Source organism: Mesorhizobium waitakense (assembly GCF_056431085.1).
Map to the genome: position 1 here is coordinate 1 of NZ_JBWKME010000121.1, position 15,216 is coordinate 15,216.

At 61.1% G+C, this 15,216-nt stretch carries 26 protein-coding genes, 1 tRNA gene and 1 pseudogene; 17 read left to right on the plus strand and 11 right to left on the minus strand.

All coding sequences use genetic code 11. The features are described from left to right. Positions 1-47: 47 nt before the first annotated feature. The 6 genes from AC07FD_RS25575 to AC07FD_RS25600 all read right to left on the minus strand — a co-directional run bounded on the left by AC07FD_RS25575 (position 48) and on the right by AC07FD_RS25600 (position 3,562). A complete protein-coding gene (locus AC07FD_RS25575; protein WP_478352085.1) occupies positions 48-506 on the minus strand; it encodes a hypothetical protein in 459 nt (152 codons plus the stop codon). Beyond that, positions 484-903, minus strand: coding sequence for a hypothetical protein (locus tag AC07FD_RS25580; protein ID WP_478352086.1), 420 nt, complete (start codon positions 901-903; stop codon positions 484-486). Before AC07FD_RS25580 ends, AC07FD_RS25575 begins: the two co-directional genes overlap by 23 nt. A gap of 65 nt (positions 904-968) precedes the next feature. Further along, positions 969-1,829 (minus strand): TIGR04255 family protein, encoded by an 861-nt coding sequence (locus AC07FD_RS25585; RefSeq protein WP_478352087.1) that lies wholly within the window; start codon positions 1,827-1,829, stop codon positions 969-971. Between the two features lie 351 nt (positions 1,830-2,180). After that, on the minus strand, positions 2,181-2,573 hold the full coding sequence (locus tag AC07FD_RS25590) for a terminase large subunit domain-containing protein (RefSeq protein ID WP_478352108.1): 393 nt from the start codon (positions 2,571-2,573) through the stop codon (positions 2,181-2,183). Positions 2,574-2,652: 79 nt separating this feature from the next. After that, entirely contained in the window at positions 2,653-3,060 is a 408-nt protein-coding gene (locus tag AC07FD_RS25595; RefSeq protein ID WP_478352088.1) for a hypothetical protein, read from the minus strand. Next, positions 3,053-3,562, minus strand: a complete 510-nt coding sequence (locus AC07FD_RS25600; RefSeq protein ID WP_478352089.1) for a hypothetical protein — start codon at positions 3,560-3,562, stop codon at positions 3,053-3,055. Before AC07FD_RS25600 ends, AC07FD_RS25595 begins: the two co-directional genes overlap by 8 nt. Positions 3,563-3,928: 366 nt before the next feature. Here AC07FD_RS25600 and AC07FD_RS25605 point away from each other — a divergent pair, with 366 nt between their 5' ends. The 3 genes from AC07FD_RS25605 to AC07FD_RS25615 all read left to right on the plus strand — a co-directional run bounded on the left by AC07FD_RS25605 (position 3,929) and on the right by AC07FD_RS25615 (position 4,920). Then, complete coding sequence (locus tag AC07FD_RS25605; protein WP_478352090.1) at positions 3,929-4,150, plus strand: hypothetical protein; 222 nt, start codon at positions 3,929-3,931, stop codon at positions 4,148-4,150. Positions 4,151-4,222: 72 nt separating this feature from the next. Next, positions 4,223-4,486: a hypothetical protein gene (locus tag AC07FD_RS25610; RefSeq protein ID WP_478352091.1), complete on the plus strand. Its 264-nt coding sequence runs from the start codon at positions 4,223-4,225 to the stop codon at positions 4,484-4,486. A gap of 128 nt (positions 4,487-4,614) precedes the next feature. After that, complete coding sequence (locus AC07FD_RS25615) at positions 4,615-4,920, plus strand: hypothetical protein (protein WP_478352092.1); 306 nt, start codon at positions 4,615-4,617, stop codon at positions 4,918-4,920. A gap of 44 nt (positions 4,921-4,964) precedes the next feature. On the opposite strand, the gene AC07FD_RS25620 is transcribed toward AC07FD_RS25615, so the two are convergent. Then, positions 4,965-5,408, minus strand: a complete 444-nt coding sequence (locus AC07FD_RS25620) for a hypothetical protein (RefSeq protein ID WP_478352093.1) — start codon at positions 5,406-5,408, stop codon at positions 4,965-4,967. Between the two features lie 233 nt (positions 5,409-5,641). Here AC07FD_RS25620 and AC07FD_RS25625 point away from each other — a divergent pair, with 233 nt between their 5' ends. Further along, on the plus strand, positions 5,642-5,815 hold the full coding sequence (locus AC07FD_RS25625; RefSeq protein WP_478352094.1) for a hypothetical protein: 174 nt from the start codon (positions 5,642-5,644) through the stop codon (positions 5,813-5,815). A gap of 282 nt (positions 5,816-6,097) precedes the next feature. On the opposite strand, the gene AC07FD_RS25630 is transcribed toward AC07FD_RS25625, so the two are convergent. Then, entirely contained in the window at positions 6,098-6,535 is a 438-nt protein-coding gene (locus tag AC07FD_RS25630) for a VOC family protein (protein ID WP_478352095.1), read from the minus strand. 95 nt (positions 6,536-6,630) lie between these two features. Continuing rightward, positions 6,631-7,089 carry a DoxX family protein gene (locus AC07FD_RS25635; RefSeq protein ID WP_478352096.1) on the minus strand — a complete coding sequence of 153 codons (459 nt, stop codon included), beginning with the start codon at positions 7,087-7,089 and terminating at the stop codon, positions 6,631-6,633. Between the two features lie 273 nt (positions 7,090-7,362). Here AC07FD_RS25635 and AC07FD_RS25640 point away from each other — a divergent pair, with 273 nt between their 5' ends. From AC07FD_RS25640 to AC07FD_RS25660, 5 genes are all read left to right on the plus strand, one after another. Further along, positions 7,363-7,500, plus strand: a complete 138-nt coding sequence (locus AC07FD_RS25640) for a hypothetical protein (RefSeq protein ID WP_478352097.1) — start codon at positions 7,363-7,365, stop codon at positions 7,498-7,500. A 143-nt stretch (positions 7,501-7,643) separates the two neighbouring features. Then, positions 7,644-7,823 (plus strand): DUF3606 domain-containing protein, encoded by a 180-nt coding sequence (locus tag AC07FD_RS25645; RefSeq protein ID WP_024501602.1) that lies wholly within the window; start codon positions 7,644-7,646, stop codon positions 7,821-7,823. 102 nt (positions 7,824-7,925) lie between these two features. Continuing rightward, the gene (locus AC07FD_RS25650) at positions 7,926-8,369 is read left to right on the plus strand and encodes a GFA family protein (RefSeq protein ID WP_478352098.1); all 444 of its coding nucleotides are present in this window, start codon (positions 7,926-7,928) and stop codon (positions 8,367-8,369) included. A 127-nt stretch (positions 8,370-8,496) separates the two neighbouring features. After that, the gene (locus AC07FD_RS25655; protein WP_478352099.1) at positions 8,497-8,733 is read left to right on the plus strand and encodes a DUF982 domain-containing protein; all 237 of its coding nucleotides are present in this window, start codon (positions 8,497-8,499) and stop codon (positions 8,731-8,733) included. A gap of 14 nt (positions 8,734-8,747) precedes the next feature. Continuing rightward, positions 8,748-8,993, plus strand: coding sequence for a DUF982 domain-containing protein (locus AC07FD_RS25660; protein ID WP_478352100.1), 246 nt, complete (start codon positions 8,748-8,750; stop codon positions 8,991-8,993). Positions 8,994-9,063: 70 nt separating this feature from the next. Here AC07FD_RS25660 and AC07FD_RS25665 read toward each other — a convergent pair whose 3' ends face one another. Continuing rightward, positions 9,064-9,357 carry a hypothetical protein gene (locus AC07FD_RS25665; RefSeq protein ID WP_478352101.1) on the minus strand — a complete coding sequence of 98 codons (294 nt, stop codon included), beginning with the start codon at positions 9,355-9,357 and terminating at the stop codon, positions 9,064-9,066. A 158-nt stretch (positions 9,358-9,515) separates the two neighbouring features. Next, on the minus strand, positions 9,516-10,592 hold the full coding sequence (locus tag AC07FD_RS25670) for a sensor histidine kinase (protein ID WP_478352102.1): 1,077 nt from the start codon (positions 10,590-10,592) through the stop codon (positions 9,516-9,518). 451 nt (positions 10,593-11,043) lie between these two features. Here AC07FD_RS25670 and AC07FD_RS25675 point away from each other — a divergent pair, with 451 nt between their 5' ends. The 8 genes and pseudogenes from AC07FD_RS25675 (at position 11,044) to AC07FD_RS25710 (ending at position 14,175) form a co-directional block, all read left to right on the plus strand. Continuing rightward, on the plus strand, positions 11,044-11,337 hold the full coding sequence (locus AC07FD_RS25675; protein ID WP_478352103.1) for a hypothetical protein: 294 nt from the start codon (positions 11,044-11,046) through the stop codon (positions 11,335-11,337). A gap of 136 nt (positions 11,338-11,473) precedes the next feature. After that, a complete protein-coding gene (locus AC07FD_RS25680; RefSeq protein WP_478352104.1) occupies positions 11,474-11,764 on the plus strand; it encodes a hypothetical protein in 291 nt (96 codons plus the stop codon). Positions 11,765-11,871: 107 nt separating this feature from the next. Beyond that, positions 11,872-11,945, plus strand: a tRNA-Gln gene (locus AC07FD_RS25685). A gap of 303 nt (positions 11,946-12,248) precedes the next feature. Then, positions 12,249-13,046, plus strand: a complete 798-nt coding sequence (locus AC07FD_RS25690) for an STM3941 family protein (protein ID WP_478352105.1) — start codon at positions 12,249-12,251, stop codon at positions 13,044-13,046. Positions 13,047-13,124: 78 nt separating this feature from the next. Further along, positions 13,125-13,286 (plus strand): hypothetical protein, encoded by a 162-nt coding sequence (locus AC07FD_RS25695; RefSeq protein WP_478352106.1) that lies wholly within the window; start codon positions 13,125-13,127, stop codon positions 13,284-13,286. Between the two features lie 15 nt (positions 13,287-13,301). Next, positions 13,302-13,586, plus strand: coding sequence for a hypothetical protein (locus AC07FD_RS25700; protein WP_478352107.1), 285 nt, complete (start codon positions 13,302-13,304; stop codon positions 13,584-13,586). Positions 13,587-13,596: 10 nt separating this feature from the next. Then, positions 13,597-13,692, plus strand: a pseudogene (locus AC07FD_RS25705) (IS1 family transposase); the annotation flags it as partial. 333 nt (positions 13,693-14,025) lie between these two features. After that, positions 14,026-14,175: a hypothetical protein gene (locus AC07FD_RS25710; RefSeq protein ID WP_477226860.1), complete on the plus strand. Its 150-nt coding sequence runs from the start codon at positions 14,026-14,028 to the stop codon at positions 14,173-14,175. The last annotated feature ends 1,041 nt before the right edge of the window (positions 14,176-15,216 follow it).

Sequence of the window (15,216 nt, forward strand, 5' to 3'; positions counted from 1 at the left end):
ATGAATCACGTACCGCTGCAAATTTGAATCCTGAATGTCGATTGGTCCTAGTCCTTTATGATTTTCACCCCGTCAAGTGGGATGTACCAGCCGCAGGCGGCAAAGAGAGCCTTGCTTTGCGCGTTGGTGAATTTATCCGGTCGGGGGTCGGCACCCCAGACCTCGCAGTGATAGGGGTTACCTGGCACCGGTTCATAGCCGACGCGCAGACCAACTCCCCTGGCGTGCAGGGCCAAGATCGCAACAGCTCCTGTGTAAACCGGGGTTCGAACAAACTCGACCGGATCTTTCTGGTCTTCTTGGATGCTCCGCTCGTGATCGACGGACATACCTCCACCGGTCGGTTTCATCAGCTTCGATGACAGCCGGCGACATTTTCTGTTGTCGTCATCGACGACATGATGGGTCGGGTTTACTCGGCGAATTAGGGTATCGTTTGGCTCTATGTCCTGATGATCATGCGGGAGGGCGTTGCCATTGGCATCATGCGGCGGCGGTGACAGCATCAGACGCCCGCCCCGCAAGATCTTCGATCCACGCCCTGACAGCTTTGAAATCCACTGTCAGCTCGAGTTCCTCCTCGCCCCCGGTCTCGAGATCTCGCTTCAAACAGTCGACCTGGTTGACACCAAGTATGTCGAGCTCAATGTCGAGTCCGTTGCTGTGCCACTCGATCTGCAGAGAGCCGTCCGATCCAGGGACAAGGCTAGGGCTTGGCACGCCCTCCACGTAGACATGCTGCAGAAGCTGAACAGCAAAATGCGCAATGCGGAAGTCGACTGACTTTCCGTCGTAGCCGTCCCATCCCTCGGGTAGTTTGACCAGATCGTTGAGCTTTGCTGCCACAACCTTCGTCCACTGTGTTTCGATATCTCTCACGATCAGGCGGTCGATCGCCGACAAGCGCTCGGCGCCAGCGCCTCGCGGGAAGCCTGACGCTCCCGAGAATACAGAAGCAGAAGAAACCATCATTGACTGCGCGCCCATATCTTGTGTGCTTCGTCCGTGGTTATATCACAAAATCTTTTGACAATCCGTTGCCGACCGGCGGCAAGAAAATCTGATATGCTTTTCGTGTTGATGTCAGTCGGCGCACCTCGATAGATGAGCGACAACCTCATCGCCCGCCTGACCTCCCGAGAACTTGAAAGCCCCAACTCGTACCTAAGTCGCGCAACTGGCTTTTTGCCGTCCTCCGAGAGCACTACCTCACTAAATGTGGCGTTGAGCTGTTCGACATTCAACACGCTCGGCTTCACAATGGTCAGCCAGTCCGCAATCGCCGTCTTCTCGACAAGAGGTATGATATTGATGTAGGCGACCTCAGCCTGCTTGATAATCATTGGTGCGCCGTGAGTCTGGAACACGCCCCGGAGCCCTTCCAGATGTTTGGCGAACTGTTCGGCAATGGCCTCATAGCGAGGATATTTGTTTTGATGGCGCTTCCGCCAGTTCATGTAGAACCGGTCGTCTTGAAACTGCAGAAGATGGCTGTCGTCATCGGCGATGAACCAGTAGCGCTTGCTCGGCTCACTCTCAGAGATCGAGAACTGGAAGGCGGGCATAGAAACCGTCTCCGCGCCGCCGAAAACCTCGAAAGCCGGATCAAGCCGCGGGGCTTCTTGAAAGTGAGGAAATTCAGATCGAAAGGTATTCCAAACCTCCCAGGCAAAAAGATCGTTGTATTCGGGGTGCCGCGCAAATTGCACGCCCACCACGACCTCATCCAGAGGCGGATTGCCAAAGTCAGGAAGACCCGCTGGCCGTGTCATGGTTCTATGGCCAGCGCGAATGGCAAAACGAAGCACCTCCCCGATCTGATCGGACACTGCCTTAAAGTAACGCCGAAGACAAGCTGTGCCCTACATTGATCCTGTGCAGTAATTATGGCAACCACGATTCGGGCTGATCTGGAACCGGTTTGCGGATCGATCTCAGCTAGGAATAAAGCAAAATCAACGGGTTGTCTTCACCATCTAGGAAGCTGACAGTCTGAACGGTCGCCAGGGGAAGGAAAGTCACCCCTTCCCCATTCCTCCCACCTCCTCCGCCGACAGGAACAACAGCACCACATCCGACATGCCGAGCAGCGGGGTGAAGGTGACGATGGTGATGCCGCCGGTGGCGTTGGTGCGGGTCAGGCCTTCGGAATAGATGTCGAGCGGCGGTTCCTCGTCGAATCAGACGCCGTGCAGCGTCTCGCCCTGCCATTTCTCGCGGCCCTTTTCAAAGCTCTTGAACGACAGCACCGATTCATCGGCCTGCACGTCACCGCCGCCGCCCCAGCGCACGACGACGCTGTCGAGCGCGCCCGGCGCGCCGCGCCCCATGATGGTGTGCACAATAGCGTCGGCCGGGATCATGCCGGTGCCCCAGGCCGCCTGCTGCTGCGGCGGGCCGACCAGCACGCGCTGCGGGTTGTCGCGCGTGCCCTCGCCGGTGACGCCTGCCGCCCACAGCCGGACCGCGCCGTCAAAGACCTTGCCCTGCCACCACGAGGGGTAGCGGCCGGTCAGATGCATGGCCCATTCCGCGCCGCCGGCCCTGGTTTTGCCAAGCCGGTTGCCGGCCATGAATAGCCGTTCGCGGTTCTGCGCGCCCGCGGCATGGAACTCGGCTTGCTGGGCATAGGGCCGGTAGGCGGCAAGCTGGTTAGTGCGGCGCCTGCGGTCCAGTTCCGCCAGCAGCGCCAGATATTCCGTCTTCGCCGCCGAGGTCGACGAGGAACGGCTTGAGGGCGGCTTCGAGGCCGCGGATACGGCTGCGGATCTCGTCATCGCTTAAGCCGTCCAGTTGGTTGATCGAAACATGCCTACCCTTTGGCAAATCCTTGGGCAGCACCGAAAGCACGATCTTCAGATACTGGTCGGGCTTGTCGGCACGCACCTCGGCAATGACCCCGGCGCCATGAGTCCGGAAATCGGCGCGCACGGCGGCCAGGAAATCATCACCCAGCGTCTTTTTCGCGCGCTTCGGCCGGCGCTTTGCGGCGGGCTTGGTGGCTGGCGTCGCGGTCCGGCGCTTCGGCGCCCGGCGAGCCGACGGCGGTTTGTCAGCCATGCTCGCCCCCTGTGGTCTTTGCGGCGGCCGTCCTGGATTTCGCCACCGTGGATTCTGATCGAGCGGTTTTTTTCACCCTCGATTTCGCCACTTTGGATTTCGCCACTTTGGATTTTGATCGGGCGACGCGCTTGCGCGGCTTCCCAGCAGGCCGCGCCGGCTTGGCCGGGTCGGCCTCCGCCTCTGTCGCATCAGCTGGTGTTGCCGCTTCGGAGCTCGCCGCGTCGGAACCCGCCGCACCAGATTGGCCGGCAAGGCGCAACCGCTTCATCAGCCGTGCCGCCCCTGTCGCCAGGTCGCTGCCACCCAGCGATCCCAGGCCAAAGCCGAAGCAGCCGGCCGCATCGACCGGACCGCCGCGCACCATGCCGATCAGCACGCCGGGCGCGACCTGTTCGATGAGCCCGAGACGCGGCTGCGGCGCCGCCCCCTCGAACTCGCCAATGGCGCTGACGACCTCGCGGCCGTCATCGTCGGTGATGATGGTGGCGTAGCGGACCATGGGATCTCTCTTGGGGTTGCGGAATGGGACGTTAGGGCCGAAAGATGGCGTTCCGTCACGCCCCCCTCTGTCCTGCCGGACATCTCCCCCTCTCGGGGGGAGATTGGCAGCTTCAGCGCCTTGCTCATCCTGCTACGTTGGCGATTTGCGAAAGCCGAGATGACAGCCGATCTCCCCCCTCGTGGGGGAGATGTCCGGCAGGACAGAGGGGGGCGCTGTCCCGCCAACGTTCAAGTGGTTTTCAAGGGCGCATCGATAGACAGACGCCAAAACAAAAAAACCCGCCTCGGCGGCGGGTCGTTGGCGCAAATCAGCACCATGGACAAATATGTAGCATAGCTGCCCTCACCCAGTCAACGATTTTCTGTGAAAAAATTCCTATTTCGGTTTCCCCGATATGAAACCGTGCAGGTTCTGGCGCTCGCAAAAGTGGCAGCCGGAAACAAAAAACCCGCCTGCGCGGCGGGTCTGGAGGTCGTTGGCGCAAATCAACACCATACCCAAATCAATAGCATGCCCTCACCGGACAACCCGATCGGCATTCGAGCGGGCGGCAAGGGCCGGACTTTTCGTGTCGGCTTTTCATAAGCCGACATCTGTGAGACCGTTAGCTGAAGCTCATGGAATGATTCGCGTCGTACGGCCTTGTAGGAGAGGGCGATGGACAGACCAACCATGGCATCCGTCTTCAGGGTGCGGCATGCGCCGGCCACGGTTTCGGGTGTGCGCAGCACCGGTCAGGGACAGGCGGATCCGATCATCCGTGTGCGCTCGCTTGGCGAGGCGATCCGCTTCGTCGCCCACGCCTACCCCCAATACGACATCAGCGCCGTCGCCATCGCCTATGACAATCCATCGACCCTCGGCAGCCTGGAGGCGAAGGCGCTGTGGCGCGAATATGGCGAGCGTTGGAGTGAGGAGTAGGTATTTCCGGCGCGCCTGGCCGATACCGGCTTCCGGCGGCATCGGTCTTCATCAAGCTATCGGCGCGGAGCCGTCTGGATCGGAACAGACGTTCGCGCGTTTGGGCTTTACCAACGGGAGCAAAAGTCATGAACGTCGCCAATCTGCAGCTCGAAGGCCTGTTGATGGCCATCGCATCGATCAATCACGTCCTTGTTCGCAAGGGCGTGCTCTCGGCTGAGGAAGTAGACATAGCCTTGCGGAAAGCCGAAGCGAGCGAAACCGGCGAACAACGCTCCGAAGGCATGTCGGCATCAAGCCGCGACGCCGTCAACTTTCCGATCAGGCTGCTGGAACTGGCCAACCAATGCCAGCCGGAGACGGACATGCCGTCGTTCTCAAAACTGGCACGCATGGTCGGCCAGATGAAGGAACCCTACAACAACCAGATGTGAGGCACGATACCAACCACTTCCCGGCATGGCGGGAGATGGGCGCCTCACATGACGTGGATCATCTCAAGCGCCAGCACGAGCATGTCGCCGTCGCGGTCGAGATTGAACGTAGCGGTTACGTCGCTCCAGTAGCCATCGAGCGGCATGTCGAACCAGACCGAGATGAACGGCTCGCCATCAGGCAGCGTGTCGCGGTCGACCTCGTGCCTGGGCCATGGATTGTTGAGCGGTTCGGTGCCCGGATAATAGCTGGCCGAAGCCAGTGGCGTCACCTTGTGTACCCGCTCGGCGGGTTCGGGGTGGCCATATCCCGCAATCGTCCTTTGCAGCAGATCGGCGGTCCAGCCGGGTGCATGGATCATGGCCAGCGCGCCCTCATAGTCCTCGGCCGCCAGCGTGTCGCTCCACCTGCGAACAACCGTGAGGATCTCCTCGTCGGAGGCATTCTGGGCAAAACGCACCATCGCGTCATTCGTCTCAGGCAGCATCCCCCGTCTCGCTTTTGAAACATTACCCGCTGTGGGGCCAACCTGGAAAGGCTCGAAGATGTGAGGCATGCCCCATGCCTCCTTGGCGCGCCAGGTTCCGGGCAAGCCAAAACCATTGGCCCAACATTATCCACCGGCGTGATGTCTCGAACGTCTTGCTGGAGTCACGGAGTTTTGCTTGGTTGCGGGCCTGTTGATTTCTGATTACTGCATGACGATTTCTGGGGGGACACATGAGATTTGAATCGCGCTTTGGCGCCTTGTTGCTTGGCGCCGCCATGCTTGCCGGCTGCACGACCGTCAGCGAAGGCGAGTTCAACAACACTCAGGCCGTCGTCAGCGGCAGTCCGGCGATCAGAGCCAAAGTCATCCGGGATTGCATTGCAAACCAGGCAAACTGCCCCTAGCCGAGAGAAAAGCCGTCGCCAATGTCAGCCTGGAACGCTTGCCGGCAACGACCTGCAATCGCCTTTGGAATGCCGTCGCCAGAGGACGCATAACCTATGCCGACTACCGCAATCTCGCGTCGTCATCGGCCGACAGCAGCAAGGTGATCAAAATCCTGCAAGGCCGGTAGCCGGCCTTCGGCCCGGCCAGGCTGCACCAATGGATGTCGCGCGCGCTTTAGCCACCTGGCTCGGGCCGCACGCTGCCTTGCCTACGCCCGGCCCGGCCATCCCGAATTGCGCTCAGCGGAGTTCTTGGGCGAGTCCGATGAGAAGCCCTTCAGGCCCGCGGATGTAGCAGAGCCGATACACGTCCTTATACTGGACCACTTCGCCTACGAGCTGCGCGCCGCGATTGCGGAGCCTTTCAAGCGTCTCGTCGATGTCGTCCACGGTGAACATGACGCGGAGGTAGCCCAGAGCGTTGACCGGGGCGTTGCGGTGATCCGCGACGGGACGCGGCGTGAGGAAGCGGGATAGCTCGAGCCGGCCGTGGCCGTCCGGTGTCCGCATCATGGCAATCTCGACGCGCTGATCGCCCAGTCCAGTGACACGTCCGGCCCATTCTCCTTCGATCGTGGCCCGCCCTTCGAACTCGAGGCCGAGCTCGCGAAAGAAATCAATCGACTCCCCGAGGTCATCGACGACGATCCCTACATTGTCCATCCGTTTGAGCGCCATGTGTCCATCTCCAAGGTTTCGTCCAGGCCGTAAACTCATAAAACTGCTTGCCAGGTGAGCAAGTGGTTGATCCAAGGCTAGCGACTGGCCCTCGCCTACGCCCGGCCCGGCCATCCCGGATTCAGTGACAGCACCCTGCCCGGGCCATGCACCGCCGCGAACAGCAGTCCGGCCATGAACGAAAAATGGTCGATGAAGAAGCCGAACTCGGCCTGGTTGCCGGCCCAGTGGCTGGGCCCGTGGAAGGAAAAGCCGAGGAACAGCACATAGGCGACGGCGACCAGGGCCGCCGGCGTGAAGAAGGCGCCGGTCAGCAGGCACAGCACGAGCGCGGCTTCCAGCAGCGCCGCGCACCAGGCCAGGAACAGCGGAAACGGAAAGCCGGCGGCGGCGATGTAGCCGGCGGTGTCGCCCATGCCCATGAACTTGAAGGTCACGGCCATCAGGAAGACGCCGGCGAAGATCAGGCGGGCGATGAGAAGTGCCGCGGTCTGCCACGGTGCCTGAATGCTTTGCGACTGAGTGGTTTGCGACTGAATGATTTGCGACGACATGGTCGTTTCTCCAGGATTGCAATGGGCTCCGGCCCAAGGACGGGCGACCGGCGCCAAATCCGACACGTCAGGCAGATTTTTCTCGGGAACCCCCGATGCAGGCGCCCAGCCCCGGCGCAAAGACGCCTCTAACCCGTTGAATCCGCTGGTGCAGCGAAACCGATTTCACTTTGCCGGCTGATGTTATAATGGCGCCCCACTCAGAAGGGGAACAGGACATGGCCAAGGCATTGACCATCGCTGCGCCGCAGCATCCGGTGACGAGCACCGCCTATGAGCAGGAGTGCAGGCGAGATGCTTGTCCCGCATCTCGAGGCGCTGCTCGACAAGATCGAGGCCGCCGGCTGGGAGCGCCGACAGGCGGCGTCGGCACTCATGTATCTCGCCGCCAAGCGCCTGACGCCCGCCTGATGCCACAGTAGCGAGGCCGGGCGGCACGGCGATATTGTCGTGGCCGTGGAACTCGCGACGGCCGATCTGTGTTATGTCCTGTTGATCGTGGAATCGGGCGCCGACGGCTGCACGTTCCCCGGCAACGGAAAGCGAGGCCTGAAATGGCTGACGACAAGTCCAAGACGAAGCAGGACCGCAAGCTGGTTTCGAGCGAGGAGCCCTACGAGGTCGCTGCCTTTGCCCGGAAATACGGCATTCCGCCAAGCGAGGCGCAAACCATCATCAAGCGCTATGGGCCGTCGCGCAAGAAGCTTGACGCCCATATGGCGGCGCGCGGCTAGGTCCAATGGGATCGGGATGGGGCTTTGTCCTGGACGAAACATCTGGGACGATCTCCTGTCCCGCCCGGCCCCGCGGCAGACTGACAAGATGGAGGTCGCATCATGTCCGACAGCATACGCAGGACCGGCAGTTGCCTGTGCGGCGGCGTGCAGTTCGAGGTCCACGGCGCGCCGATCAGAATCGGGCTCTGCCATTGCAAGGACTGCCGCAAGGCCGGCGGCTCGGTCTATTCGGCCTTTGCCATCTGGCCGCGCGAGGCCTTCGAGACGACAGGCATCGTCAGCTCCTATGGCACGCGCAGCTTTTGTCCGACCTGCGGCGGTCGTGTCGCCTGGGTCGACAACAACGAGGCCGAGGTGATGATCGGCAGCCTCGACATCGCGCCGACCGATCTCTTGCCCGAATACGAGTTGTGGACCAGTCGGCGCGAGACCTGGCTGCATGCCTTGCCCGGCACCGAGCAGTTCGAGCATGACCGGCCAACGGCGAACGCCGCCGAATTGCCGCCGCCGAGGCCCTTGTCGGACGCCGTCGCAGGCGACTGAAATTTTCATCTCGAAGGCAGGGAACCCTGCCCTGTTGCCGACGTTAACCGGCGCCTCGCGTCGTGCATGTTGTCCCAAAATCGCCGCGTACTTTTGGGCGACTTGCACCAGTCAAGGAGACGACCCGTTGAACGACAAGATGTTTCCCCATCCGATCAGACTGAAATTTACCCCTGGGCGCGAACGCGTGGTGCGCAGTGCCTGGGAAAGCCTGGAATGTCTCGGCGACTGGCCGGCGGGCCGGGGCCGGCGCTACCGGGCGGCGTGGCGCAGCTGCCGCGATGCACTGGATGGCTGGGCGCCTCCGGAAAAAGCGATGCGGGCGATGATCGACGCCGCACGCGAAGCAGAACTCCTCCATTAGCGGGAAAACAGGACATGGCCGAGCCGATGCTGTCGACACCGATGCGGATCAGGCCGCATGGCTCGGACACCATCCGCGACATCACCACGCTGAAGGATGCCAGCGAAATCCTGATCGACTGGCCGCAGGCCGAGCGCGGCCCGTTCTATCAGGCCGCGCGCGAACAGATCGAAGCCGCGCTGGAAGACAAGGCGGGTGCTGCCCAGGCGCAGGAAGCTTTCGTCGCCCTGTGCAACCATGCCGGCGTGCTGGTCCGCTAAGCAATTCCAGGAAAAGAAATAGAGCGGGTCTGCGTTTCCGTGAAACGATGAACCGCTCTAGTCGTTTCGACTACTGCGCCGGCGGCTGGGCCGGAACTTCGCCCGGCTTGATGACCGGGGTCTTGCCTTCATCCGGGGCCGGCGTGGCCATCCCCTGATCGCCGGTGGCCGGCGGTTTCAGCACACCACCGCAGTCATTGAGCGTGTCCGACAGATTGTCGCCGCCAGGCTGCTGTTTTGCGCCTTGCTCGGTCTGGACCCGGCATTTGTCGGTCTGCGACCCAGGGTCCTGCTGCTGGTCCGTTTGCGCCGCGGCCGACAGCGCCAGCATCAGGCTGAATGGCACGATGGCGAGGATTCTCATCTCGGCCTCCTTCTTCCCGGCCGCCCGCGGCGACCCTACCCTTCACAGGGACAACGCCTGTCGATGGAAAAGGTTGGCTGCCGGCGAAGCCGGGTTGAGTTCAATCCGATGCAGCACCCAAAGGTTCCTTGCCCAGGTGGACCGACCGGGCTGGGCCCTCAAAGGCCGAACGACGCCTCGGCGGTAGGCATTTCGGCGCCGAGTTGCGGAACGATGATCGATTCCAGCGGCGCCGTCAGCGACCAGCTGACACGGCCCGGGCTGCGCTCCAGGACGGCCGAGCCGTTCAGCGATTGCGGCGCGACCCGCTGCAGGACGACCGTGCCGAAACCCTTGCGCGAGGATTCGTCTTGTCGTCCCCCTGGCCGGTCTCCTTCATGCACCGGCATCGTCTCGTCCCAGACGAGATGGATTTCCCGCTTGCCCGAAACACCGGCGGCGATCTGCCAGGTGATCTCCAGCCGCCCGGCATCGACCGCCAGCGCGCCATATTTGGAAGAGTTGGTGCCAAGCTCGTGAAATGCCATGCCGAGATTTTGCACGGCGTTCGGCTGCAAGGTCAGCAGCGGTCCCGACAGCGATACCTGTCCCTCGTGGCCGAACGGCTTGAGCTGCTCCTGGATGAGGTCGAAGAGGCTGGCGCCCGCCCATTCCGAGTTGACCAGCAGGTCGTGCGACCGCGACAGCGCCATGATGCGGGAGCGGATCAGCTCTTCGAATTCGCGCGGATCGGTCGAGCGCTTGCTTGTCTCCCTGACCATCGAGAGGATCACCGCGAACTGGTTCTTGACGCGATGGTTCACCTCCCGCAACAACAGCCTGATCCGGCGCTCGCTCTCCTTGGTCGCGGTGATGTCGCGGGCGATCTTCGAGGCGCCGATGATCTCGCCCGTTGCGTTTCTGATCGGCGAGACGGTCAGCGACACGGCAATGAACCCGCCATCCTTGCGTCGCCGGATCGTCTCGTAGCTGGCCACGAGTTGGCCATTGCGAACCCGGCTGATGATGTCGACCTCTTCATCCCTGAGGTGATCGGGGATGAGCATCAGCACCGATTGGCCGACAGCCTCCTCGGCGGTGTAACCGAACATGCGCTGCGCCGCCCCGTTCCAGCTGGTGATGATGCTGTTCAGATCTTTGCTGATGATGGCGTCGAAGGATGAATCGACGATCGCCGCCAGCCGCGCGTCGGCGGGAGGGTCGATCGGACCATCGATGCTTGCCAATTCTGTCATTGCCCACCTTCCCCCGTCACGTCGCCCTCACGGCGCGACAACATTCCACCCCATGCCCAGCAATGCGTGGTGGCGCGTTTGGTTGCAATCGGCGCGCGACATTCCTTGGCCGGCGGCGACAGGCACCGAAGAGCGCGGACGCAAGCTTCGTAATCAGCTCGGTTCGGGGGCGACGTCGTCCGGGGCGTCAAGCGGAGGATCGGCCGCAGCGCGTTGCGGACAATCCTCGTAGCGGTGGTCGCGGCCGCCGCAGAAGGAACAACACATGGCTTCGCGATCGGGTGGCCATTGCGGGGTCTCGTAGGGCTTCCTACCGTCCATCCCCAGCAATGCGCGACGCGGCATTTGGTTGCGCCGCAAAAAACCGCCAACTGGCTGTTGCGGAACCGCTGGAAGGGATGCGAGTTTCGGGTGACACGTTTGCTTGGTACGTGAAACGCTGAGGTACGCCATGCTCATCCGCCGAATTGCTTTGACGACAGCAGCGATCCTGCTTGCCGCAACCAGCCTCGCCGAGGCCCGGCCCGACACCCGCACGATGGGTTGCCAGGAGCTTCAGCAGCTGATCCTGAGCCACCACGCCGTGGTTCTGACCACCGGCCCCAACACCTATGACCGCTATGTCAGGCAATTCGGCATCGAATGCGACTGGCCGGAGGTGCCGACGTCGGCCTATGTCCCGACCCGTGACGGCAGCTGCCCGGTCTACCGCTGCGACCAGGCGATCGGCGATCTCCCGGATTGACGGCGACGGCTTGCTGCCAATTGCCGATCGCCAGTTACTCGATTAAAATAGGATCGCGTTGTTGCGGAACCGCTGGCGGGGATGCGAGTTTTGCGTGACACGTTTGCTTGGTACGTGAACCGCTGAGGTAACCACCATGCCCATCCATCGAACTGCCTTGACGACTGTAGCGATGCTGCTTGCCGCGACCGGTCTCACCGAGGCCCGGCCCGACACCCGCACAATGAGCTGCCAACAGCTCCAACAACTGATCCAGAGCCGCCGCGCCGTGGTGCTGACCACCGGCCCCAACACCTATGACCGCTATGTCAGGCAGTTCGGCAACGAATGCGACTGGCCCGACGTTTCGATGTCGGCCTATGTCCCGACCCGTGACGGCCGCTGCCCGGTCCACAGGTGCGCCGAGCCGGTTGGCCGTGTCCCGTGACGGTGACGGCTTGCCGACAATTGCCGATCGCCAATGCCCCGATCACAAGAGGATCGCGTTGATCCCGGCGCGCGAACCGGCTAGGGGTGTCGGTGCAGGTTGCATTTTCCCGCTTCGTCTAATGGTAGGACAGCGCCCTTTGAAGGCGTGAATCGTGGTTCGAGCCCATGAGCGGGAACCAAGAACCCCGGATGCGTCAAATATCCGTCGAATAAGCGCTGGCGGATTGCAGCGAACGCGCAGCGGGCCATTATTTCTCGCAGATCACGTCCCACGATTACCCTCCGCCGGCGTCAGCTATTCCCTTCGGGGAGCCGTCTTGAATTTGCGCTCGACTGGCGCGATGCTGCCGTTGGGGAATACTTAGGGGCGAGCAATGACTGGCCAAGAACGCGAATATTGATCGTGGCTACGACAGGCTCTGTTGCGGCATCAGCCCGTGCAGAGTCCCAGCAGGAATGCGAGGAAAGTGTCGGGGGAAATCATGCAGGACGCGACCGAACCAGTCGAGCCTCGGACCATAAGAGGGTCGCGAGCCAAGAGCCTTTTCTACCTCCTCGGAGGCATGGCCTTCGTTTGGATGGGAGCTCATATGGTCCGCGACTTCGCCGCTCAATCTGGCCTGGTCGCGGTCAAGTACGAAGTTGTGGGATGGGTTGCCATAGTCTTCTTCGGACTGGCTGCGCTGGGCGGCGCATTATCGTTCATCCGCCCGCGTGCTTTGATCCTGGACGGGAGTGGCTTTGCGATCGGCGGCGGCTTTGTTCGATCTCCGTTGAAAATTGCATGGCGGGACATTCAAGGCTTTCACGTCCGGAAGCAGAACCGCTACAAGTCGATCGGCTTTCGCTTCGAACTTGGCGCCAAGTCGCCGTTGAACCGAAGGCCTGGGATTGAGCTTAGCCTGTCCGGTTCGGGATGGCCGCTATCGACTGAGAAGATGGTCGAAGTCCTTAACACCTATCGGCAGCAGGCACTGAACAACGAAGCCGAACCCGTGAGCGCGGTGGCCGGGGCTCACTCTGTCATTTTTTCAACGGCCGGAAATTCGCCTTCAGATCAGCCGGCGGGACTGGCTCTCGGGAAGGCCCCCGGACACGGAATTATTTCCTTCAAGCAAGCAATCATCCTGGGGGCGCTTGTCGCATTTGCTGTAGGGTGTCTGCAGTATGCGCTTGCCCCGTGGCCGAACCCGATCGGCACGCTCGCCCTCGACGCACAAATAGGGGCCATAGTGTCGGCAATCGCCTACCGGCTTGTGTTCGGCTGGCGAGTACGCTAGCGCCGCGATTGCGGCCAGGTGACCAGGGCACCCACCAGCGCGTGCCCTCTGGCCGCTCGCCTACGCGGGCGAAGGAAAATGCACAAGACGCAGAAGATGACGCCAGCAATGGCCGCTGGCGTTTCCGCTACGCTCTGGTCAATGGACGATATTTGCGAGAAGATGAATGCAGTTGCGCCGAAGCCGGGGCTGCGCGGCCCTTACAAACGAAAGCCGTTGCTTGATGCCGATAAAAGATAGCACCGGGAGGGCCGCGTGAAACGCGCGTTTCTATTTGGACTCGCGGCCCAGCTAATCTTCATTAGCGCGATCTTTCTACTTTTTGGTGATCTAATGCTGCCAATGACCCGGTCTCCGGTCATTGGCATTGTCGCATTGGGTTTGGGCGTCGCGAGCGCATTTTTCGCTTGGAGGGCGACCCTTCATTCGTCCTGGCTGATCAAAATCGGGATGTGGATTACCGGCTTCCTTGCTATCTACGTGGTAATCCCCCTCATCGAAGTCCTCGGCGTGCTGATCATTCCGCTTATTTCAGACTGAGACACTACCGGCTGCCGGCGTCACTGGCAGGCTTTGGGAGATCGCGAACATCGTTGCGCTGATCGAGGCGAAGGAAGCCGAAAAGCCAGCGGTTCGGGGCCCGTAGCGGAAGAAAGGCGTCTCAATTGATTGATCCTCAACCCATCACGAACGAAAATATCCTAAGGATTCTGTGTATCGTTCTCGTCGAAATTCGCGCGACAGATGATCTATCCAGAGCACGTATGCTCGCGGACTCATTTCACAACGCGCCGGCCATGATCGCGTAAGTGTACTTGGAACCGCTCGCAGGCTTGATATGGAACGATATGTCGTCTCGCTATTAAGCCACGTTCAGGCGAGACAGATTTCAAACTGACTCACTACCTCCATTCGCGGTAGCTTGTATTTCGCCTGAACTGGAGTCATCATGCAGGGTGGTTTCAAGGGGTGAAATGTCATGGAATTCGCCAGTTGCTATGACCAGAGCGGGATCGTTCTTGCGTTCCTAAACATCACTGCGGTGTTCACAATTCTGGCCGCCTTTGCCGGTGCACGGTTGATTGCAATGTCAGGCGGGACGCCTCCCGAACAGATTCAGACCGCGTAAAAATCGCGAGCCCTCAAGGGCCGTGGGCAAGGTCCACCATCATCAGGCGCCAATCGACTGACCGTTGGCGAAAGCACCTCACGAAGTGACGGCATGAAGCGCTGGCAGCGGGCTGGCGAAACGCGAGGCGATGAAGCGTGTTTGCCTGGCAGCACTATTGGCAACGGCCGCTCTGTCTGCACACGCCGATGGCGAGCGCTGGGGCATGATACCGGCGTGCGATTCGGCCGTCAGGATGATGTCGGCACTCAGGACCGCTTCGGCAGTCAGGACAGTCAGGTCTGTTCGCATATACGACGGCTATCGGCTCCTGCATGCCGAAGACGATATCGCCGCCCGTGTCGCAACGATTGAGTACGCGACGTGGGACGACCACGGCACATTTGTCCATCATTCGGCCCAGTGCCTTTTTTGGCACCGCCGCATGAGTGGGATGAGCATCGACGGAGATGTCGAGGGACACATCATCGTGGACTGAGCCGTTCACGGCGGGCTGGATTTGTCGGGGTGGCTCGCGTCCAAGTTTCCTTGCCGGCTCCATCTTGCAGGCTCCAAGGAGGCACCGAGCCAGACAGGCGCCATCAAAAACAACGAGAGGCAGGCGCGACCACGGACTGTATCATTTTAATACAATCCCCAATTTGTAGACTCGCGCGCCGCACCGGCAGTTAGTTAGTCCTGCGCGGGCCAAGGGGAAAAACGCCCGCTGCACGGGAGGAAGCAATGTCTGTGCAAAAAGACGACTATCGAACGAACAGAGCCGACTATGCGATTGCCGCGAAGCATGGCGCGGAAGGCGATCGCGATGAGCTGCTGGCAAGAAAAAAGATGGCCCTGTGGCTGAGAGACAGGCGATCCGCCAGATTGGCCGCAAACCCGTCGGAAAGCAGGCCAGGGCCGAAGGCCAGACCACGCGGTTAGTGCATGTGCCCAAAAAGTGGCCCGGTTTTGGGAAAACGACATGCATGAAAACAAAGACCTAAGTGTGAGCTTTCAGGAGGTTGTCCATTCGGACCGGACCGGGGAGACTGGAGTTACCAA